General features: G+C 73.0%; 19 protein-coding genes. 6 read left to right on the top strand and 13 right to left on the bottom strand.

The genetic code is table 11. The annotated features are described in order from the left end of the window. The first annotated feature begins 287 nt into the window (after nucleotides 1–287). A complete protein-coding gene (locus ACZ7LY_RS26295; protein ID WP_471627179.1) occupies nucleotides 288–1,001 on the top strand; it encodes a DUF5995 family protein in 714 nt (237 codons plus the stop codon). Between the two features lie 77 nt (nucleotides 1,002–1,078). Further along, complete coding sequence (locus tag ACZ7LY_RS26290) at nucleotides 1,079–2,017, top strand: LLM class F420-dependent oxidoreductase (protein ID WP_471627244.1); 939 nt, start codon at nucleotides 1,079–1,081, stop codon at nucleotides 2,015–2,017. Nucleotides 2,018–2,043: 26 nt separating this feature from the next. Here the strand turns inward: ACZ7LY_RS26290 and ACZ7LY_RS26285 are convergent, their stop codons facing one another. The 5 genes from ACZ7LY_RS26285 to ACZ7LY_RS26265 all read right to left on the bottom strand — a co-directional run bounded on the left by ACZ7LY_RS26285 (nucleotide 2,044) and on the right by ACZ7LY_RS26265 (nucleotide 8,746). Beyond that, on the bottom strand, nucleotides 2,044–3,747 hold the full coding sequence (locus tag ACZ7LY_RS26285; RefSeq protein WP_471627178.1) for a flavin monoamine oxidase family protein: 1,704 nt from the start codon (nucleotides 3,745–3,747) through the stop codon (nucleotides 2,044–2,046). Between the two features lie 360 nt (nucleotides 3,748–4,107). Beyond that, the gene (locus ACZ7LY_RS26280; protein ID WP_471627177.1) at nucleotides 4,108–4,560 is read right to left on the bottom strand and encodes an Lrp/AsnC family transcriptional regulator; all 453 of its coding nucleotides are present in this window, start codon (nucleotides 4,558–4,560) and stop codon (nucleotides 4,108–4,110) included. A 10-nt stretch (nucleotides 4,561–4,570) separates the two neighbouring features. Further along, entirely contained in the window at nucleotides 4,571–6,052 is a 1,482-nt protein-coding gene (locus ACZ7LY_RS26275) for an amino acid permease (protein ID WP_471627176.1), read from the bottom strand. 358 nt (nucleotides 6,053–6,410) lie between these two features. Continuing rightward, complete coding sequence (locus tag ACZ7LY_RS26270; protein ID WP_471627175.1) at nucleotides 6,411–7,853, bottom strand: GuaB1 family IMP dehydrogenase-related protein; 1,443 nt, start codon at nucleotides 7,851–7,853, stop codon at nucleotides 6,411–6,413. Nucleotides 7,854–8,071: 218 nt separating this feature from the next. After that, on the bottom strand, nucleotides 8,072–8,746 hold the full coding sequence (locus ACZ7LY_RS26265; RefSeq protein ID WP_471627174.1) for an MFS transporter: 675 nt from the start codon (nucleotides 8,744–8,746) through the stop codon (nucleotides 8,072–8,074). A 122-nt stretch (nucleotides 8,747–8,868) separates the two neighbouring features. Between ACZ7LY_RS26265 and ACZ7LY_RS26260 the strand changes: the two genes are divergently transcribed. Genes ACZ7LY_RS26260 through ACZ7LY_RS26250 form a run of 3 tightly spaced genes read left to right on the top strand, consistent with a single transcriptional unit; the run spans nucleotide 8,869 to nucleotide 11,467 of the window. Further along, on the top strand, nucleotides 8,869–9,486 hold the full coding sequence (locus tag ACZ7LY_RS26260) for an ABC transporter permease (RefSeq protein WP_471627173.1): 618 nt from the start codon (nucleotides 8,869–8,871) through the stop codon (nucleotides 9,484–9,486). Beyond that, nucleotides 9,486–10,517 (top strand): ABC transporter ATP-binding protein, encoded by a 1,032-nt coding sequence (locus ACZ7LY_RS26255; RefSeq protein WP_471627172.1) that lies wholly within the window; start codon nucleotides 9,486–9,488, stop codon nucleotides 10,515–10,517. Before ACZ7LY_RS26260 ends, ACZ7LY_RS26255 begins: the two co-directional genes overlap by 1 nt. After that, nucleotides 10,511–11,467 (top strand): ABC transporter ATP-binding protein, encoded by a 957-nt coding sequence (locus tag ACZ7LY_RS26250; protein ID WP_471627171.1) that lies wholly within the window; start codon nucleotides 10,511–10,513, stop codon nucleotides 11,465–11,467. Before ACZ7LY_RS26255 ends, ACZ7LY_RS26250 begins: the two co-directional genes overlap by 7 nt. On the opposite strand, the gene ACZ7LY_RS26245 is transcribed toward ACZ7LY_RS26250, so the two are convergent. From ACZ7LY_RS26245 to fmt, 8 genes are all read right to left on the bottom strand, one after another. Further along, nucleotides 11,389–11,859 carry an RICIN domain-containing protein gene (locus ACZ7LY_RS26245; RefSeq protein WP_471627170.1) on the bottom strand — a complete coding sequence of 157 codons (471 nt, stop codon included), beginning with the start codon at nucleotides 11,857–11,859 and terminating at the stop codon, nucleotides 11,389–11,391. The two genes, ACZ7LY_RS26250 and ACZ7LY_RS26245, sit on opposite strands and share 79 nt — an antisense overlap. 141 nt (nucleotides 11,860–12,000) lie before the next feature. After that, entirely contained in the window at nucleotides 12,001–12,390 is a 390-nt protein-coding gene (locus ACZ7LY_RS26240; protein WP_471627169.1) for a barstar family protein, read from the bottom strand. Continuing rightward, on the bottom strand, nucleotides 12,387–12,842 hold the full coding sequence (locus tag ACZ7LY_RS26235) for a guanyl-specific ribonuclease (RefSeq protein ID WP_471627168.1): 456 nt from the start codon (nucleotides 12,840–12,842) through the stop codon (nucleotides 12,387–12,389). The genes ACZ7LY_RS26240 and ACZ7LY_RS26235 overlap by 4 nt, the downstream gene beginning before the upstream one ends. Before the next feature lie 92 nt (nucleotides 12,843–12,934). Next, a complete protein-coding gene (locus tag ACZ7LY_RS26230; protein ID WP_471627243.1) occupies nucleotides 12,935–13,915 on the bottom strand; it encodes a sugar-binding transcriptional regulator in 981 nt (326 codons plus the stop codon). A 157-nt stretch (nucleotides 13,916–14,072) separates the two neighbouring features. Next, a complete protein-coding gene (gene rpe, locus ACZ7LY_RS26225; RefSeq protein ID WP_471627167.1) occupies nucleotides 14,073–14,759 on the bottom strand; it encodes a ribulose-phosphate 3-epimerase in 687 nt (228 codons plus the stop codon). 189 nt (nucleotides 14,760–14,948) lie between these two features. Further along, nucleotides 14,949–15,260: a beta/gamma crystallin domain-containing protein gene (locus tag ACZ7LY_RS26220; protein WP_471627242.1), complete on the bottom strand. Its 312-nt coding sequence runs from the start codon at nucleotides 15,258–15,260 to the stop codon at nucleotides 14,949–14,951. A gap of 305 nt (nucleotides 15,261–15,565) precedes the next feature. Then, complete coding sequence (locus ACZ7LY_RS26215; protein ID WP_471627166.1) at nucleotides 15,566–17,017, bottom strand: RsmB/NOP family class I SAM-dependent RNA methyltransferase; 1,452 nt, start codon at nucleotides 17,015–17,017, stop codon at nucleotides 15,566–15,568. Between the two features lie 158 nt (nucleotides 17,018–17,175). Then, nucleotides 17,176–18,105: a methionyl-tRNA formyltransferase gene (fmt, locus tag ACZ7LY_RS26210; protein ID WP_471627165.1), complete on the bottom strand. Its 930-nt coding sequence runs from the start codon at nucleotides 18,103–18,105 to the stop codon at nucleotides 17,176–17,178. Between the two features lie 267 nt (nucleotides 18,106–18,372). On the opposite strand from fmt, the gene ACZ7LY_RS26205 reads away from it, so the two are divergent. Then, a complete protein-coding gene (locus ACZ7LY_RS26205) occupies nucleotides 18,373–18,924 on the top strand; it encodes a hypothetical protein (protein ID WP_471627164.1) in 552 nt (183 codons plus the stop codon). The last annotated feature ends 189 nt before the right edge of the window (nucleotides 18,925–19,113 follow it).

Here is a 19,113-nt window from a genome sequence, read left to right as displayed (position 1 = left end):
TGCAACATATTCTGGCCCGTTGAACTGTCAACCCCTCGCGGTGGTACGGGACTTGCGGGCGGGGGCGCTGCCGTACGGGACTTGCGGGCACCCCGCGCTGCCGTATGGGAGGGGCTGGCGCCCCATGCGCGCGTACGCGACTGCCGGGAGCCCGGACTGTGCCGCGTACGCGCGGCCCTAACCGGTCGGGGCGTCCTCCCTGGCCGATTCGCCCGGGGTTCGCCCGATCTGGGGAAGCGACCGGCCCGTCGGCGACCGTGCCGCCGTCCGGCTGGGACGCTTCCCGCATGGCGCAGTCGCAGCGGTTCGCAGAACTCCAGGCCCCCGCCGACGGGATCGGCCCGGTGCTCGCGCGGATGCGGGCGCTCGCCGCCGGCCTGCCGCCCGGCGACGGGGTCGCCGTCTTCAACCGCGTGTACCTCTCGGTCACCGAGGTGGTCGCCGGGGCCGTCGAGGCGGGCGCCGCGGGCGGCTTCCCCGACCGGGCGGCCGCGGTCACGCTCGACGTGCGGTTCGCCGAGCGCTACCTCACGGCGCTCGACGCGGCGGCACGCGGCGCGGGCGCGCCCGCGTGCTGGCGTCCGCTGCTCCAGTTCCGCCGCCACCCGGGTGTGCGGCCACTTCAGTTCGCGCTGGCCGGGATCAACGCCCATATCGGGCACGACCTCGCGCTGGCGGTCGTGGATGCCTGCCACGCGCTCGGCTGCGAACCCGCTTTCCTGGAGGACGAGTTCGACCGGGTCGGGGAGCTGCTGGTGGCCCTGGAGGAGCACATCAGGGAGGAGCTGATGCCCGGCCCCGACCTCCTCCAGATCGCCGATCCGCTGACGCACCTGTTCGGTTCGTGGAGCCTGGAGCGGGCCCGGGACGCGGCGTGGGCGGCTGCCCGCGCGCTCTGGGCACTGCGCGACCTGCCGTCGGTGGCGGCGGAGTTCACCGAGCGCCTGGACACGTCGGTGGGGCTGGTGGGGCGGATGTTGCTGACGCCGCTTCCTGGCTGATAAGACACCGCGCGCGGGCGGAACTCCTCGGTGATCCTTCTACGTTGAAGCAGACGACGATGACGAAGGAGCACGGCATGGCGCGTACGCAGACCCCTCTCGGCCTGAGCCTCCCGCAGACGAAGCAGTTCGACGTCGGCCGTGACATCCCGGACGTGGCGCGCGCCGCCGAGGGCATCGGGTTCGAGAGCCTGTGGGTGTTCGAGCGGATCCTCGTCCCCGAGCCGGCCCGGCAGGGGCTCTACGGGATACCGGGCATGCCCTGGCCGGAGCACTATCGCGGGGTCGCGGACCCGCTGGTGTCGCTCACCCTCGCCGCGTCGGCCACCTCCACGGCCCGGCTCGGCACGAGCGTCCTGGTGGCACCGCTGCACATCCCGTTCCAACTGGCGCGCTCGCTCGCCTCGTTGGACGCGGTCAGCGGCGGCCGGGTCGTCGCGGGCATCGGCACGGGCTGGTCGCACGACGAGTACGCGGCGGCCTCGGTGGCGCCCTTCGAGCGGCGCGGCCGGGTGCTGGACGAGCTGATCGAGGTGTGCCGTGCCGTCTGGGGCCCTGACCCGGTGGCGTACGAGGGCGAACTGACGCGCATCGCGCCCTCGGTGGTGGGACCGAAACCGGCCCGCCCCATCCCGGTCCTGCTCCCGGCGAGCAGCGCGCGAGCGGCCCGCCGCCTGGTCGACAAGGGGGACGGCTGGATGCCGGTCGGCATGGGCGCCGACCAGCTCAAGCAGCAGTGGGCGCGGGTGCGGGAGCTGGCGGAGGAGCGGGGGCGTACGGCGCCGCTGAGCAGCGTGCTGCGGGTGAACACGGCGTACACGCCGGGCCCGTACACCGGCGACGACCGGCGGCCGTTCCAGGGCAGCGTCGAGCAGATCGTCGGGGATCTCGTGGCGCATGACGAGGTGGGCCTGGACGAGATCCTCATCGACCTCCAGGGCTCGGTCCGCGACGCCGAGGAGCTGAAGGACGTCGCGGCACGGCTGTACGAGGAGGCGCGCGCCGCCGGGGTGTGACGGGCCGCGTCCCCCTCACCGCTCGCTCAGTCCTCGGGGAGTTCGACCGGGGCGATCTCGTCGTAGACGTCGCCGGGGCCCGGGTTGGTGGCGTCGGTCGTGCCACCGAGGTGGTGCATGACGCCCCACACGGCGTTGAGCGCGGTCTGCACGGCGCCCTCGGCCCAGCCCGCCGTCCAGGAGATGTCGTCGCCGGCGAGGAAGATGCCGCGCCGGTCCTCGGGCAGCGAGTCCTGCATGAAGTGGGTGAACAGGCGGCGCTGGTAGCGGTAGTGGCCGGGCAGGTTCGCCTTGAACGCGCCCATGAAGTAGGGCTCGTTCTCCCAGGAGACGGTGACCGGGTTGCCGATGATGTGCTTGCGGATGTCGACGTTCGGATAGATCTCGCCGAGCGACTTCAGCATGACCTCAAGGCGCTCGTTCGCCGACAGCGGCAGCCACTTCAGGCTGTCGTCGCACCACGTGTAGGACAGGCAGATCACGGCGGGCTTGTCGGGCCCGTCGTCCAGCAGGTACGTACCGCGGGTCATCCGGTCGGTCAGCGTCATCGACATGACGTCCCGGCCGGTCACCTCGTCCTTGTCCAGCCAGAACGGCCGGTCGACGGGGACGAACAGCTTGCTGGACTCCATGTAGTGGGTGCGCTCGATCGCCGTCCAGTGGTCGATCGGGAACAGCTCGTCGTCGCAGGCCACCTTGGACAGCAGCATCCAGGACTGCGCGGTGAAGATCGCGGCCTTGTAGGTGCGGATGTCGCCGTCGGCGTCGGTGACGGTGATGTGGTTGCCGGCGGTGCGGGCGAGGCGGGTGACGGCGGGGCGGGGCTCGCCGTTCACGTGCAGCGTGGCCAGCGAGGTGCCCTGCGCCCAGTGGACGATCTTCTGCGGCTCGCGCTCCCACAGCCGCAGCGGCAACTGCTGGGAGCCGCCGACGATGCCCCGGTGGTGGTCGTCGGCCTCGGTGTAGACGACGCGCAGGATCTCCAGGATGGAATTGGGGAAGTCGGTGTCCCAGCCGCCGGTGCCGAAGCCCACCTGGCCGAAGATCTCGCGATGCCGGAAGGACTTGAACGCCTCGGACTCGCAGAGGAACCCGTAGAAGGTCTGGTTGTCGAGCTTCTCGACGAGCTTGGACCAGATCTCGCGGATGCGCGGCACGTCCCGCTCGCGCATCGCCTGGTTCATGTCGGAGAAGTCGGCGCCCTCCTCCAGGCACTTGTTCCACGCGGCGGCGACATCGCGGTAGACCTGCGGCAGGTCGGCGATGGTCTCGGCGTAGTGCGACTCGCCCTTGAGGTCGACGACGGTGGACGGCGTCGCCGGGGAGAGCGGGTTGGGGAAGGGGCGGGTGGTCAGGCCGACGAGGTCGATGTAGTGCTGGAGCGCGGTGGACGACGGCGGGAAGCGCATGGCGCCCATCTCGGCGCTCAGGCCGGCCGCGTCGGGCGGCGTCCCCTCGAAGCCGACGGTGCGCAGCCGGCCGCCGATCCGGTCGGCCTCGTAGACGACGGGCTTGAGGCCCATCTTCATCAGCTCGTACGCGGCGACGATGCCGGACAGGCCGCCGCCGATGACGGCGATCTCGGTGCCGTGCTCGGTCGCCGGTATCTGGCCGAGGCCCGCCGGGTGCGCGAGGAAGTCGTCGTACGCGTACGGGAAGTCCGGTCCGAACATGGTGATCGGCGGCTGAGCGTCGGTGTGCTGGACGGCGGTGGGCACCGTGGACGTCATGGGGTACGGACTCCTTGCGGCACAGGGCATCGGCAGGCAGGACCGCGCCGCGGCCGGTGGCCGCGGCGGGAAGGGTTCGGGGGGCCACACAGGGCCGCTACGAAGGTACGTTTCGCCCGCTCACCGGGACAAGACGCAACCGTTGCGGCCGGACATGCGATCTGTTGCGTGCGGTGCCGCTGATCCGGCGATTCATTGCGGGCCCGTGTGCCCGTACGGTCACGGCGGGTGCGCGTACGTGAGCAAGAGAACACCCCCGCCGGGACGACGGGGGTGTGCGGTTCCGCAGCGCGGGGCCGGGGCAGCTCGGGAGCCAGGGCGGCTCGGGGGCTGCGGCGGCTCAGGGGCCTTCCGTTCGGATCAGGCCGGGGAGCCGGAGGTGAACCGGCGCAGCAGCGGCGACAGGACCAGGACGGACTTGGTGCGCTCGACGAACGGCTCGCCCGCGATGCGCTCCAGGACCCGCTCGAAGTGCCGCATGTCGGAGGCGAAGACCTGGACGAGCGCGTCCGCCTCCCCGGTGACGGTGGAGGCGGCGGCGACCTCGGGGTAGCGCTCCAGGCCGCGCCGGATGGCGTCCGGCGAGGTGTTGCGGCGGCAGTAGATCTCGATGAAGCCCTCGGTCTCCCAGCCGAGCGCGGCCGGGTCCACCCGTACGGTGAACCCGGTGATCGCGCCGGTCGCCCGCAGCCGGTCCACGCGCCGCTTCACGGCGGGCGCGGACAGGCCGACGAGCTGGCCGATGTCGGCGTAGGAGCGGCGGGCGTCCTCGGCGAGGGCGTGCACGATGCGTTCGTCGAGATCGTTCAGCAAGGCAGGTGGTTCACTTCTGTGCTTCTGCGGCTGCCGCGGGGGCGGCGAGACGGGAGCGACGCATCCCGTAGCAGAAGTAGAACACGAGGCCGACGGCCATCCAGACACCGAAGACGATCCAGGTGATGACGGACAGACTGCCCATCATCCACACGCAGAACGCGAAGCCGAGCACGGGCAGCACCGGCGACAGCGGCACCCGGAAGGTGCGCTTCATGTCGGGGCGCGTCCGGCGCAGCACGATCACGGCGATGTTGACCAGGGCGAAGGCGAAGAGCGTGCCGATGCTGGTGGCGTCGGCGAGCTGGCCGAGGGGGATCGCGGCGGCGAGGACACCGCAGAAGAGGGAGACGATGACGGTGTTGACGCGGGGGGCGCCGGACTTCTGGTGGACCTTGGAGAACACCTTGGGCACGAGCCCGTCGCGGGACATGGCGAACAGGATGCGGGTCTGGCCGTAGAGCACGGTCAGCACGACGGACGCGATGGCGATGACGGCGCCGGCGGCGAGCAGCGTCGCCCAGAAGGTCTGCCCGGTGACGTCCTTCATGATCCCGGCGAGCGCGGCCTCGGAGTCGTTGAACTGCTTCCAGGGCCGGGCGCCGACCGCGACGGCGGCGACGAGGACGTACAGCGCGGTGACGATGATCAGCGAGAGCATGATCGCGCGCGGCAGGTCGCGCTGGGCGTCCTTGGCCTCCTCACCGGCGGTGGAGGCGGCGTCGAAGCCGATGTAGGAGAAGAACAGGGTGGCTCCGGCGGCGGAGACGCCCGCCATGCCGAGCGGCATGAAGTGCTCGTAGTTGCCGGACTGGAAGCCCTTGAGGCCGATGGCGCAGAACAGCAGCAACGCGGCGATCTTCACCGTGACCATGATCGTGTTGGCGCGGGCCGACTCCTTGGCGCCGCCGAGCAGGAAGACCATGGCGAGCAGAACGACGATGAGGGCGGGCAGATTGAATATCCCGCCGTCCCCGGGCGGCGCGGACAGGGCGTCGGGGATGGTGACGCCGATGGTGCCGTCGAGCAGCTCGTTGAGGTACTGGCCCCAGCCGACGGCGACGGCCGCGACGGAGACGCCGTACTCCAGGATCAGGCACCAGCCGCAGACCCAGGCGATCAGCTCGCCCATCGTTGCGTATGCGTACGAGTAGGAGGAGCCGGCGACCGGGATGGTGCCGGCGAGTTCGGCGTAGGACAGGGCCGAGAAGAGGGCCGTGAGGCCGGCGATCACGAAGGAGAGCGTGACGGCGGGCCCGGCCTTCGGGACGGCCTCGCCGAGCACCACGAAGATGCCGGTGCCGAGGGTGGCGCCGATGCTGATCATGGTGAGCTGCCACAGCCCGAGGGAGCGCCGCAGGCTGCCGCCCTCGCCCTGGCCGCCCTCCGCGACCAGGCGTTCCACCGGCTTGCGCCGCATGAGACGGGTGCCGAGACCCGGCGGTGCGGGCTCCGCGGGTGTGGTGCGCGGGGGTGCGCCGTGATCGAGCACGGACTGGCTCCTTCATCGCTGCCGTTGAGGGCGGCGAGGGACGCGGCGGTCCACCTCCCTGACCGGGGAACCGCCGAGCAGGCCGTCCCCCGCCACGCCACGTACAGCGGATGACTCTAGAGGACGTCAGTTCCCACCTGTAATGCAGCAACCTTGCGCACCGGCGGAAAATCGTTGCGCGAGGGCCCGCCAGACGGGTGATCGTTGCGCGGTCCGTTACGTCCGTTGCGTACCGCTTGGGTGTTCGGTGCGGCGGGTCGGGGGCATACGACGGACGGGCATACGGCGAACCCCGCGGCCCGGGTGCGGGTCGCGGGGTTCGCGGGGTCTCACGTGCGGCGCGGGGGCGCCGGGCGGGTCAGCTCCAGCTCGCGTGCAGCGGCTTGCCCTCGGCGTAACCGGCGGCGGACTGGATGCCGACGACGGCCTTCTCCTCGAACTCGGCGAGCGAGGAGGCACCGGCGTAGGTGCAGGAGGAGCGGACGCCCGCGATGATCGAGTCGATCAGGTCCTCGACACCCGGACGCTGCGGGTCGAGGAACATGCGGGAGGTGGAGATGCCCTCCTCGAACAGCGCCTTGCGGGCCCGGTCGTACGCGGACTCCTCGCTCGTGCGGTTCTTCACGGCGCGCGCGGAGGCCATGCCGAAGGACTCCTTGTAGGCACGGCCCTTGGCGTCGTGCTGGAGGTCACCCGGGGACTCGTAGGTGCCGGCGAACCAGGAGCCGATCATCACGTTCGACGCGCCCGCGGCCAGCGCCATGGCCACGTCGCGGGGGTGCCGGACGCCGCCGTCGGCCCACACGTGCTTGCCGTACTTCTTCGCCTCGGCGGCGCACTCAAGCACGGCGGAGAACTGCGGGCGGCCGACGCCCGTCATCATGCGGGTGGTGCACATGGCGCCGGGGCCCACGCCGACCTTGATGATGTCGGCGCCGGCCTCGATGAGGTCCTTGACGCCCTCGGCGGCGACGATATTGCCGGCGACGATCGGGACCTGCGGGTCGAGGGCGCGCACGGCCTTGATCGCGGAGATCATCGACTCCTGGTGGCCGTGCGCGGTGTCGACGACGATGGTGTCCGCGCCGGCGTCGAGCAGCTGCTTGGCCTTGCCCGCCACGTCGCCGTTGATGCCGACGGCGGCGGCGATGCGCAGCTTGCCGTCGGCGTCGGTCGCCGGGGTGTAGAGCGTGGCGCGCAGGGCGCCGGTGCGGGTGAGGATGCCGGCGAGGCGGCCGTCCTTGTCGACGGCGGGGGCGTAGCGGCGGTTGGCGCCGTCCAGCTTGTTGAACGCGTCGCGCGGGTCGATGTCCGCGTCCAGCAGCAGCAGGTCCTTGGCCATGACCTCGGAGAGCTGCGTGAAGCGGTCGACGCCGGTCAGGTCCTGGTCGGTGACGACGCCGACGGGCCGCTGCTCGTCGTCGACGACGACACCGGCGTTGTGCGCGCGCTTGGGCAGCAGCGCGAGGGCGTCGGCGACGGTCTGGGTGGGCGCGAGCACGATCGGCGTGTCGAGCACGAGGTGGCGGGTCTTGACCCAGGAGATGACCTCGGTGACGACCTCGATCGGGATGTCCTGCGGAATGACCACGAGACCGCCTCGGCGGGCCACGGTCTCGGCCATACGGCGGCCGGCGATGGCGGTCATGTTGGCCACGACCAGCGGGATCGTGGTGCCGGTGCCGTCCGGCGACGACAGGTCGACACCCTGCCGCGAGCCGACGGCGCTCCGGCTCGGGACCATGAAGACGTCGTCGTACGTCAGGTCGTACGCGGGCTTGATGTCATTGAGGAAACGCATGCTAACTCTCTCACCAGCGGTTTTACGGTCTGGGCGGGTGGGAAGTCAGCACCGAACCGGTACGGGATCAGGCTGCGGCTCCTAGGCCATCATCACCGATACCGCCCGGTCCTGGCCAACTGGCCCTCACGATGCTGTACCATCCGCCAACTTCGCCCCGCCCGGGGCTGTAGGTTCCCCCAAGGCCGACCGTGTGAGCAGCAGGGCGAGCACGGCGATCAGCGAACACAGGGCCATGCCCGCGAAGAGGGGCACGGCCGTCTCCGTGCCGCCGAGGCCGACGAGGGGCGCGGCGATGCCGCCCAGGACGCTCTGCGCGGTGCCGAGTACGGCGGAGCCGGTGCCGGCCGCGTGCGGGACCCGCCCGATGGCGAGCGCGGTGGCGGTACCGAAGACCTGCCCGATACCGAGGAAGGCGACCGCGATGAGCCCGAGCGCGAGGGCGCGGGTGAGGTGCCCGGCGAGGTGACGACCAGGGCCGCGGTGGTGGCGGCCAGCATCGTGACCAGGCCCGCGCGCAGCAGCGGTCGCGGGTGGAAGCGGCCGACCAGCCTGGTGTTGACGACGCTGGACAGGGTCGCGGTCAGGGCGCCGAGCGAGAAGGCGACGGAGGCTTGGCCCACGATAAGGCCGAGGACGTTCTGGAGCAGGAAGGCCGACCCGGCGATGTAGCAGAACAGCGCGCCGAAGGAGAAGGCGAGCGTGTAGCCCACGTAGGCGCGGTCGGTGAGCACGGACCCGGCGGCGCGCAGGGTGGCCGCGAGTCCGCCGGGGCGGCGCTGCCGCCGGGGAAGGGTCTCGGGGAGGAAGAACAGCGCGGCCAGGAACATTCCCAGCGAGGCCGCGGACAGCACCCAGAAGACCCCGCGCCAGCCGCCCGCGCCGCTCACCACGGCGCCACCGGCGAGAGGCGCCGCTCGTCGCGCCCTACGATCCCGACCTGCCCGACCTGTTCAACACCCTGGGGTTCGCCACGCCGGAGCACTGGCTCGGCGGCGACGCCCTCGGCCGTGACGTGCTGTCCCGGCTCGCGTGGGGCGCGCGGCCCACCCTGCTCGGGCCGCTCCTCGTCATCGCCGTCTCCGCCGCCGTCGGCACCGCCCTCGCGCTGACCGCCGCGTGGTGCGGGGGCTGGGTGGACGCGGCGGTCTCCCGGGTCCTCGACGTGCTGTTCGCCGTGCCCGGCATCGTCTTCGCGCTGATCGCCGTCGCGGTGATGGGCCCGGGCCTGGCCCCCGTCGTCCTCGGCCTCACCCTCGCCTACACCCCGTACGTCGCCCGGGTGGTGCGCGGTGCCGCGCTGCGCGAGCGGGCTTTGCCGTACGTGGCGGCGGCCTGGGTGCAGGGCCGGCCCACGCTCACCATCTGCGTACGGCACCTGCTGCCCAACCTGCGCCCGATCATCGTCGCGCAGTCCGTGTCCGCGCTCGGGTACGCGGTGATCGACCTCGCCGCGATCTCCTTCCTCGGGCTCGGCATCCAGCCGCCGACCGCCGACTGGGGCCTGATGGTCAAGTCCGGCCTCGACAGCGCCATGCGCGGCAACCCCGTGGAGGCGATCGCTGCGGGCACCGCCATCGCGCTCGTCGTCTGCGCGGTCAACATCCTCGGCGACCGCATCGGGAGGGACTGATGGACGTGACGGAGGACACCGTGAAGGACACCGGCGGCACTCCCCCGGCGCCACTGCTCGCCCTGCGCGGCTTCGGGCTCGACCTGCCCGCCGGGCGGGACGGGCGCAAGGTCGTCGTCGAGCACGTGGACCTCACGCTCGCGCGCGGCGAGGCCGTCGGGCTCGTCGGCGAGTCCGGCTCCGGCAAGTCGATGACCGCGCGGGCCGTCATCGGGCTCACCCCGCCCGGCGCCCGCACCCACGGCGAGATCGCCCTCGACGGCCGTCCGCTGTCCGCGTTCACCCGCAAGGAACTGCGCGCGCTGCGGGCCCGCCGCGTGGCGATGGTCTTCCAGGACCCGCGCGCCCACATCAACCCCGTGCACAGCGTCGGTGACTTCCTCACCGAGGCGCTGGTCAGCGGGCGGGGCGTCGGGCGGGCCCGGGCCGAGCGGCAGGTCACGGCGATCCTGGCCGACGTGGGCATCCCGGACGGCGCCCGGCGGCTGCGCCAGTACCCGCACGAGCTGTCGGGCGGGCTGCTCCAGCGCGTGATGATCGCCTCGGTGCTCGCCGCCGAGCCCGAGCTGATCCTCGCCGACGAGCCGACGACCGCCCTCGACGTCACCGCCCAGTCCGACGTCATGGCGATCCTCGACGAGGCCCGCCGCGCCCGGGGCATGGCCCTGCTGCTCATCACGCACGACCTGGAACTGGCGGCGGCCACCTGCGACCGGCTCGCCGTCATGTACGCGGGCCGCACGGTCGAGAACCAGCCGGCGCGCGCCCTCACCGAGCGCCCCCGGCATCCGTACGCGGCGGGGCTGCTGCGCTCGCGGCCCAGCATGACCGAGCGGGCCCACCGGCTGGCGGTGATCCCGGGGCGGCCGGTCGCCGCGTTCGAGGCGCGGGAGGCGGGCGCGGGCTGCGCGTTCGCGCCGCGCTGCGCCCACGCGGAGGCGGCCTGCGCAGCGACGCAGCCCGAGGAACGTGAACTGGCGGACGGCACGCGCGTCGCGTGCCACCGAGCGGAGGAGATCGCGCTGTGGTGACGCTCAGGGACGACGAAGGGCGTACGCACGATCCTGACCGGCCCGGCCGGACGGGCGAGGGCCCGGTCCTCGCGGCCACCGGACTGCGCAAGGTGTACGGGGAGGCCGTGGCCGTCGACGACGTGTCGTTCCGCCTTGAGGCGGGCGAGAGCCTGGCGATCGTCGGCGAGTCGGGCTCGGGCAAGACGACCGTGGCGCGGATGCTGCTCGGCCTCGAACAGCCCGACGGCGGGACGCTGACGGTGTGCGGGCGCGAGCGGCCCGCGCGGCGCCGGGTGGCGTCGGCGGAGCGCAGGCGGCGGGCCCGCGAGATCCAGATCGTGTTCCAGGACCCGTACTCCTCGCTGGACCGCAGGCAGCGGATCGGCGCGGTAGTGGAGACGGCGCTCGCCCTGCACTTCCCGCTGTCGCCTCGGCAACGGCGCGACAGGGCAATGGAGTTGCTGGAGTCGGTGGGCCTGGCGGAGCGTCATGCGGCCATGCGTCCCGGTCAGTTGTCGGGCGGGCAGCGTCAGCGCGTGGCCATCGCCCGGGCGCTGGCGGCCGAGCCGCGGGTGCTCGTCCTGGACGAGGCGGTCGCCGCGCTCGACGTGTCGATCCAGGCCCAGATCCTCAATCTGCTCGCCGACATCCGCGAACAGCGGGAGATCTCCTACCTGTGCATCTCGCACGACCTCGCGGTGGTCCACCAGATCAGCGACCGGGCGCTCGTGATGCGCGGCGGGAAGATCGTCGAACAGGGCCCGACAGAAAGCCTGTTGGCCGATCCGCAGGAGGCGTACACACGCCAGTTTGCGGGCGGCCGTGCCGGGCCCTGGCTGGGCTCCGGCACGGCGTACTGCGGCGGGCGCCGCGGGCGGGCAGGGGACCGTCAGCCGGTCGTGAAGCGCTGGTTCTGGGCGCCCCGGTCGCAGCGGGCGGTGCGGTACAGGCCGTTGTCCTGCTCGTAGAGGCAGCGGCCGGTGCCGACGCTCTGCAGCATGATGGCGCTGCGGGCGGCGGGCTGGACCGTACGCCACTTCTGGTACGAGCCGCCGTTGCAGGACAGCGGGTAGACGTCGCCTCGGTCGTTGCTGTCGAGGCAGCGCCCCCAGTGGTTGTTCTTGAGGGTGGTGGCGGTGTTCAGGCGGCCGTTCCACTGCCACAGCATGCCGCTGCGCCCGGAGTTGCAGGCGTCGCCCTTGAGGCCGGTGTCGGAGTTCTCGCGCAGGCAGTGCCCGTAGCGGTAGTTGGCGAAGCGGCTGACGGTGGCGGCCGAAGCGGGCGCGGGAGTGAGGAGGGTGAGGGCGAGGCCGGTCGCGGCGGCGAGGGCGGCGAGGGCTCTCCGGGTGGGTCGGCGCACTGGAGGTCTCCTTACGGTGGTGTTCAGGGATCCCTCGCAGAATCCCCGCGCACCCACCGCTCGCGCCGGAAAAGCGCCCAAAACCCCCGGAACGAGCGGTTCCTGACGGTTGCCGGGCGACGAACCGTCAACCGCCCGCCGTCAGGCGGACCCGCCTCGCGCGTCCTCGACTCCGGTCCGGGCGTCCTCGGCACCGGCCCGGGCGGGCGGCGCGTTCAGCGCGAGCGTCACCGTGAGCGCGCCTGCCTCGGCGAAGACCTCCTCGGCGACCTCCCAGTCGCCGGGCGCCCGCCGCGCGAACTCCCGCCAGCCCGCGACCACGAGCAGCAGCCGCCCCGCGCCCGCGGACGCGGGGAGCTGCCCGGGGTCGCCCAGGGAGTCGGCGAGCGCGTCCCAGTTGCGCCCGAACCAGTCGGGCAGACCGAGGACGCTCGCGCACCCGTCGAGCAGCGCGGCCTTGCCGTCGGCGCCGGAGAGGTCGAGGACGCGTACGTCCCACGCGGCGTCAGGAACGGTCGGGTGGCCGGTCATCGCTGCACCGCCTTGAACGAGGAGTAGTGGTCGTCGGTGTAGTACGTCTCCGACTCGCTGCCGGTGACCAGGCGCCGGGCGCCCCGGTTGTGCGCGCCGGGCGTCGGGACCGTGTACTCGTGGTAGTAGCCGCGCCGCTCCCGGGGCAGCTCCCCCTCGTAGTTGCCGAAGACGCTGCCGTCCTTGGCGTACGGGAACGGGCCGCCCTTGTCGATGAGCTTCAGCGTGGTCCGCGCCTCGGCCGGCAACTGCCGTTCGGGCACGACCGCCATGCCGTGCGGCGCCCAGGAGGGGGCGGCGCCCGAGGAGCCGGAGGGCCGCCCCGAACTGCCGGGGGAAGAGGCGGAGGAAGAGGAGTCGCCGGTGGTGCAGCCGCCGAGGAGCAGCGCGGCCAGGGCGACGAGAACGCCGAGGAGCGCCCGCACGGGACGCCGGGGAAAGATCAGACCCATGCCCCGATGCTGTCATGCCCGAAGGCCCCGGGCCGCCGCACCGGCGCCGGGCCCACCCGGGCTCCCCCGCGCGCCGGAGCGGCGGCCGGGGGTCAGTCGTCGGGGTCGGCGCGCTGGAGCGCGGGGCGCGGGGTGGAACCCGCGGTGAGCAGGAAGTCGGCGGCGGCGGTGTCGGTGACGAGGCTGGTGACCAGGCCGGAGCGCAGGACCGCGTCGATGGCGGCGGCCTTGCGCTGGCCGCCCGCGATGGCGACGACCTCCGGTATGCGGCGCAGCCGGTCCGCCTCGACGGTGATGCAGCGCTCGCCGAGGTCACGGCCGACGCGGCGGCCCTGCGCGTCGAAGAGGTGCGCGGACATCTCGGCGGCCACGCCGAGGGAGGCGTAGTGCGCGCGCTCCTCGTCGCTGAGCATGTCGTGCACGGTGGAGATGCCGGGCTCCCACGAGCCGATCGACACACAGGCGACGGTGACCTTGTCGAAGTACTCGAAGGCCCGCGCGATGCCCGTCTGGTTGCGCAGGGCGCCGGCGGTCGCGGCGTCCGGGAGCAGCATCGGCGCGTAGATCGGGTGGGCGTCGCCGCCGGAGACCTGGGCGGCGCGCCTGACGGCCTCCACCGAGCCGCGCTCGGCGGTCCCGGCGTCGTACACGCCGGTGAGCTGCACGACCGTGCACGGGGGCAGCCGGTTGAGGGCCGCCGCCATGTGGATGGTCGAACGGCCCCAGGCGAGGCCGAGGACATCGCCCTCGGTGACCAGCTCGCCGAGGAGGTCGGCCGCGACCTCGCCGAGGTTCTCCGGGTCGGGGGACTCGTCGGCGTCGGCCGGCGACTCCACGACCACCGCGTGCCGCAGCCCGTACCGCGCGCGCAGCGCATCGGAGCGCTCGGCGTCCAGCTCGGCCGGGACCCGGATCTCGATGCGTACGAGATCCCGTTCCAGGGCGGTCTCCAGGACCCGGGCCACCTTGAAGCGGCTGACGCCGAACTCCTCGGCGATCTGGATCTTCGACTTGCCCTCTAGGTAGAAGCGGCGGGCCATGGCCGCCGCCTGCACCAGCTCCGCGGGTCCCATCCGCAGGGCTGCCCGTCCCGCCGACGATGCGGACACGGCGATCTCCTCACTGCTGTTCTGCTCGACTCACTGCGTTCACAACCTGGGTATGACGTTCATCCTTGCAGATCCGCCGAGGTTGATCAGCCCTGCTGTCCGGCGTTCACGTATCCGTGGCTCAGTGGCCGCATGCCCAGGCGGCCGAAGCGGTGCTCGCGTCGGCCTGCGCGCGCAGGGCGCGGACCGCCTGCGCGGGGTCCTCGGCGCCGTACACGGCCGAACCGGCGACGAAGACGTCCGCACCGGCCTCCGCGCACCGCTCGATGGTGGACGCCGAGACGCCGCCGTCGACCTGGAGCCACAGCTCGAGGCCGTGCTTGGCGATCAGCTCACGGGTACGGCGGATCTTGGGCAGCATGATGTCGAGGAACGCCTGACCTCCGAAGCCGGGCTCCACGGTCATGATCAGCAGCATGTCCAGCTCGGGCAGCAGGTCCTCGTACGGCTCGATGGGCGTCGCCGGCTTGAGGGCCATGGAGGCGCGGGCGCCCTTGGCGCGGATCTCGCGGGCGAGGCGCACGGGCGCGGCGGCGGCCTCGGCGTGGAAGGTGACGGAACCCGCCCCCGCCTCGACGTACTGCGGGGCCCAGCGATCGGGGTCCTCGATCATCAGATGGCAGTCCAGCGGCGTGTCCGTCGCCCGGGCCAGGGACTCTACGACCGGCACCCCGAGGGTGAGGTTCGGGACGAAGTGGTTGTCCATGACGTCGACGTGGAGCCAGTCGGCGCCGTCCACGGCCCGCGCCTCCTCGGCGAGGCGGGCGAAGTCGGCGGACAGGATGCTGGGGTTGATCTGCGCGGCCATGCCCCAAGCCTGCCATGCTCCGGGACCCTTCCCCGCCGCGGTCCACCGGCCGGACCGGGTGCGCGCGGGCCGCGCCGACGACCGTCCCCCCGGTCCGCCCGCCGGGAGGGGACGGCGACCGGCGGGACGGTGGCGGGTGAGCGGGCGTGGGACGCGCGCTCAGGAGCGGCGGATCAGTCGATCAGCGGATCAAAGGATCTCGATGCTCCGTACCTTCGGCGGACGGTTGGGGAACGTGATGTCCGTCCAGCGGTCGATACGGACCGAGTCGCCGTTCGCGTCGTAGTAGATGACGTCGTTGTTGCCGGTGGAGATCCGGTCGACCCACCAGTCGCCGAAGCCGGTGCGGCCGGCGTTGGCGTAGCAGTCGACGCTGTCGCGGCCGCCGGAGTGCGACCAGATCTTCAGGTAGTTCTCGCCGCCACGGCACTCGACGTGGTCGATGGCGTAGGCCGAGCCGGGGACGGCGACGGTGAGGGTGGCCGCCGCGGCGACGGCCATGATCAGGGACCCGAAGGTCCGCTTGCCCTTGCTGAACACAGGTTCTCCTTCATGCGGACCGGGCCTCGGCCCGGCCCCGCGGGTGGGGGACGCACCACGCGCACGCGGGCGCTCGGGCCGGTGGGGAATCCCGGCCCGGGCATGATCATGAAGGGCGGAACACGGCGGACACGGCAGGCGGATCGAGCCGTCCCGATCTTGGACCCGAACGGCCCACGCGCCCGGCGGGCCGCCCCGCCGCACCGGAAGCGCGCAGGTCAGGCGGGGCGCAGGCCAGGCCGTGCGCAGATCAGGGCGGGCGCAGGTCAGGCCGTGCGGCGGATGAGGGCCAGATACATCGCGTCGGTGCCGTGGAGGTGCGGCCAGAGCTGGACGTCCGGGCCGTCGCCGAGCGCGGGCACACCGGGCATCAGCGGCCGGGCGTCGATCAGTTCGGCGCCGGGGAACGCCTTGAGGGCGTCGTCCACGACGGCGCGGGTCTCGGCGAGGTGCGGGGAGCAGGTCGCGTAGCCGACGACGCCTCCGACGCGTACGGACTCCAGGGCCGTGCGCAGCAGGGAGCGCTGGAGCGGGGCGAAGCCGTCGAGGTCCTCGGGGCGGCGCCGCCAGCGGGCCTCGGGCCTGCGCCGCAGCGCGCCGAGTCCCGTGCAGGGCACGTCCATGAGGACGCGGTCGAAGGTGCCGGGCCGCCACGGCGGGCGGGTGCCGTCGGCGGCGATGACCTGGTACGGGCCCGGGTTGCCCGCGAGCGCCTTGCCGACGAGCCCGGCGCGGTGCGGCTGCTTCTCGGCGGCGAGCAGGGTCGCCCCGCGCTCGGCGGCGAGGCCCGCGAGCATGGCCGCCTTGCCGCCGGGGCCCGCACAGCCGTCGAGCCACTTCGCGTCGGAGCCCTCCACCGGAGCGTTCGCAAGTGCGATGGCGACAAGCTGACTGCCCTCGTCCTGGACGCCGGCACGGCCGGTGCGCACGATGCCGAACGAGCCCGGCTCACCGCCCTCCGCGAGCCGCACCGCATACGGGGACCAGCGCCCGGGAAGCCCGGAATCCTCGCCCACTTCAGCCAGTACGGCGTCGGCGGTGGTCCGTCCGGGGCGGGCGACGAGAGTGACCTCGGGCCGCTCGTTGTCGGCTTCCAGCAAGTCCTCGATGCCCGCGCGACCGCCGCCGAGAGCGTCCCACAGCGCCGAGACGACCCATCGCGGGTGCGAATGCACTACGGCGAGATGGTCCTCGGGGTCCTCGTCGTAGGGCGGCGCGACGCGCTCCAGCCAGGTGTCGAGGTCGTCCCGCGCGACCTTGCGCAGCACCGCGTTCACGAACTTGGCGCGGCCGTCGCCGAGCACGACCCGGGCCAGCTCCACGGAGGCGGAGACGGCGGCGTGCGTGGGGATACGGGTGCCGAGCAACTGGTGGACGCCGAGGTTCAGCACGTCCAGGACCGGCGGGTCCACCTCGCGCAGCGGCCGGTCGATGCAGGCGGCCACGATCGCGTCGTACGTGCCCTGCCGGCGCAGCGTGCCGTAGACCAGCTCGGTGGCGAGCGCCGCGTCCCGCCCGTCGAACTTCTCCGGGCCCTCCTTCTCACGGGCCTTGCGCAGCAGCGGCGGCAGCACGAGGTTCGCGTAGGCGTCCCGCTCGTCGACCGCGCGCAGCGCCTCGAACGCGAGGACGCGCACGGGGTCCTTCTGGGGCCGCCGGTACGGCTTGCCCTGCTTGCGGGGACGACGGGGGGACGAGGATGCCGACTGCTCGCTCAAAGGTGCTCCGCTGCTGAGGTCGTACGGGCGCTACGCGTGGTTCCGTAGGCCGGGATGGTGGGCCGGGGCCGGACGTGCCGGGGTCCGATGAGGACGGGCGGGCGCCGGGCCGGACGCTTCCAGCGTACGTCCCGGCGCCCGCCCGGTGAGCGCGGGCCTCAGCCCAGGCGCTCGCCGTCGGCGATGCGCACGCCGCGCGCCCAGTCGGCGGCGGCCATCGGCTTCTTGCCCTGGGCCTGCACCCAGAGCAGTTCGACGGCGTGCGAGCCGGTGCCGACGTACAGGTTCTTCTTGCCGACGCTCAGCTCGCCGGGCGCGAGGTCCGTGCGGTCGGTGACGAGGTGGGCCTGGCGGACCTTCAGGCGCTCGCCGCGGAACTCGGTCCAGGCGCCGGGCGCGGGCGTGCAGCCGCGCACGACGCGGTCCACGCGCAGCGCGGGCGCGGCCCAGTCGATCCGGGCGTTCTCGACGGTGATCTTCGGCGCGAGGGAGATGCCGTCGGCGGGCTGCGGGAGCGCGGTGAGCGAGCCGTCCTCGATGCCGTCCATCGTGGCGACGAGCAGCCCCGAGCCCGCGAACGCGAGCCGGGTCAGCAGGTCGCCGCTGGTGTCGGTGGAGCGGATCGCCTCGGTGACCGTGCCGTAGACGGGCCCGGAGTCGAGGCCCTGCTCGATCAGGAACGTGGAGGCGCCGGTGATCTCGTCGCCTGCCATGATCGCGTGCTGCACGGGGGCGGCGCCGCGCCAGGCGGGCAGCAGCGAGAAGTGCAGGTTGACCCAGCCGCGGGCGGGCACGTCGAGGGCGACCTTGGGCAGCAGGGCGCCGTACGCGACGACCGGGCAGCAGTCCGGACCGATCTCGCGCAGCCGGGCCAGGAACTCCTCGTCGCGTGGCTTCGCGGGCTTGAGCACCTCGATGCCCGCCTCCTCGGCCCGCTCGGCGACCGGACTCGCCACCAGACGCCGGCCGCGGCCCGCGGGGGCGTCGGGGCGGGTGACGACGGCGGCGACCTCGTGCCGGTCGGAGGCGATCAGGGCGTCCAGAGCGGGAACGGCGACCTCGGGGGTGCCGGCGAAGACGAGCTTCATCAGTGGCTAACGGCCTCTCGGGGCAGGAGCACGGGCAGCGCACCAGTCTATGACCGTCCGCCGCGCGGCGCGCATGGGGCGCACACCCGGCCGCGCGCCCCTCGCATATGCGGATACGCCGGAACAGCGTGACCCCTCACCGTATGGCGCGTTGGTCAAGAAAGAGTTGACCAGCCAACGGGCCGTCACCTGCCGTCCGCCGCAGCCGAGCGGCGCCCGGCGCGGCACGGCCCCGTCCTTTTCATCGCCGGTTCGAGAGGCTTGTAAATGGCCGACCACGCAACCCACGACGCCCAGGCACGGGCCAGCCTGCATCTGCTGGTGCGGGACATCGAGCGGGTCCGCCGGCAGGTGGACGCACTGCGCACCCTCACCGCACAGCTCGGGAACGTCTACCGCCCGCGCCGCTCCGGCCCCTCCGCGGGGTTCGTCGTCTACGGAAGGGCTCCCGCCCCGACCGTCCGTCTCGCCCAGGAACTGCGGGACAGCGTCGAGACGCTGGTGACCGCCGCCGTGGACTTCGACCGCTCACTGGGGTTCTCGTGGGACGCGGTCGGCTCCGCCCTCGGGGTCACGAAGCAGGCGGTGCACCGCCGGTACGGGGCTCGGCGGGCCGCGGCGCAGGCTGCCGCGGAGGCGGAGCGGGAGGCCGGAGCGGGGGCGCCTGCCGCTCGGGCTTCCGTGCCGTTGAACTCCGCGACGTTGCCGTTGCCGTCGGTGCCGGCCGCGCGGGGTATGCCTACGCAGCCGACCGGGGGCAGTGCGGGCCTGCGCGACGACCTCCGCCCCGGCACGGTTCCGGGCCCCCGGAACGGCTGACGTCCCGCTCCCCGCGGTCTGACCGGGCTTCAACACCGGCGCTGGGAGCCGCCCCGCCGCCGCCTCCGGGGCCTGGCGAGCTGGGCTCAGCCCCAATTCCCAGCCCCTCCGGCGATTGAGGAGCGGGGCCTGGGGCAGCGCCCCAGAGTGCCGGGTGCGTCGTGGCTGAGCGCGCAGTTCCCCGCGCCC

This window comes from Streptomyces sp. NPDC107550 (genome assembly GCF_055639095.1).
This window is presented reverse-complemented; position numbering and strand designations above follow the sequence as displayed.

Coding starts and splice junctions, on each gene's coding strand:
- ACZ7LY_RS26230 (WP_471627243.1), bottom strand. CDS start 13,915: ATGGGACCCGCGGAGCTGGTGCAGGCGGCGGCCATGGCCCGCCGCTTC.
- ACZ7LY_RS26295 (WP_471627179.1), top strand. CDS start 288: ATGGCGCAGTCGCAGCGGTTCGCAGAACTCCAGGCCCCCGCCGACGGG.
- ACZ7LY_RS26270 (WP_471627175.1), bottom strand. CDS start 7,853: ATGCGTTTCCTCAATGACATCAAGCCCGCGTACGACCTGACGTACGAC.
- ACZ7LY_RS26285 (WP_471627178.1), bottom strand. CDS start 3,747: ATGACGTCCACGGTGCCCACCGCCGTCCAGCACACCGACGCTCAGCCG.
- ACZ7LY_RS26220 (WP_471627242.1), bottom strand. CDS start 15,260: ATGGCCGTCGCCGCGGCGGCCACCCTCACCGTCGCCGTCCCCGGCTCG.
- rpe (WP_471627167.1), bottom strand. CDS start 14,759: ATGGCCGCGCAGATCAACCCCAGCATCCTGTCCGCCGACTTCGCCCGC.
- ACZ7LY_RS26205 (WP_471627164.1), top strand. CDS start 18,373: ATGGCCGACCACGCAACCCACGACGCCCAGGCACGGGCCAGCCTGCAT.
- ACZ7LY_RS26240 (WP_471627169.1), bottom strand. CDS start 12,390: ATGACCGGCCACCCGACCGTTCCTGACGCCGCGTGGGACGTACGCGTC.
- ACZ7LY_RS26290 (WP_471627244.1), top strand. CDS start 1,079: ATGGCGCGTACGCAGACCCCTCTCGGCCTGAGCCTCCCGCAGACGAAG.
- fmt (WP_471627165.1), bottom strand. CDS start 18,105: ATGAAGCTCGTCTTCGCCGGCACCCCCGAGGTCGCCGTTCCCGCTCTG.
- ACZ7LY_RS26235 (WP_471627168.1), bottom strand. CDS start 12,842: ATGGGTCTGATCTTTCCCCGGCGTCCCGTGCGGGCGCTCCTCGGCGTT.
- ACZ7LY_RS26255 (WP_471627172.1), top strand. CDS start 9,486: ATGGACGTGACGGAGGACACCGTGAAGGACACCGGCGGCACTCCCCCG.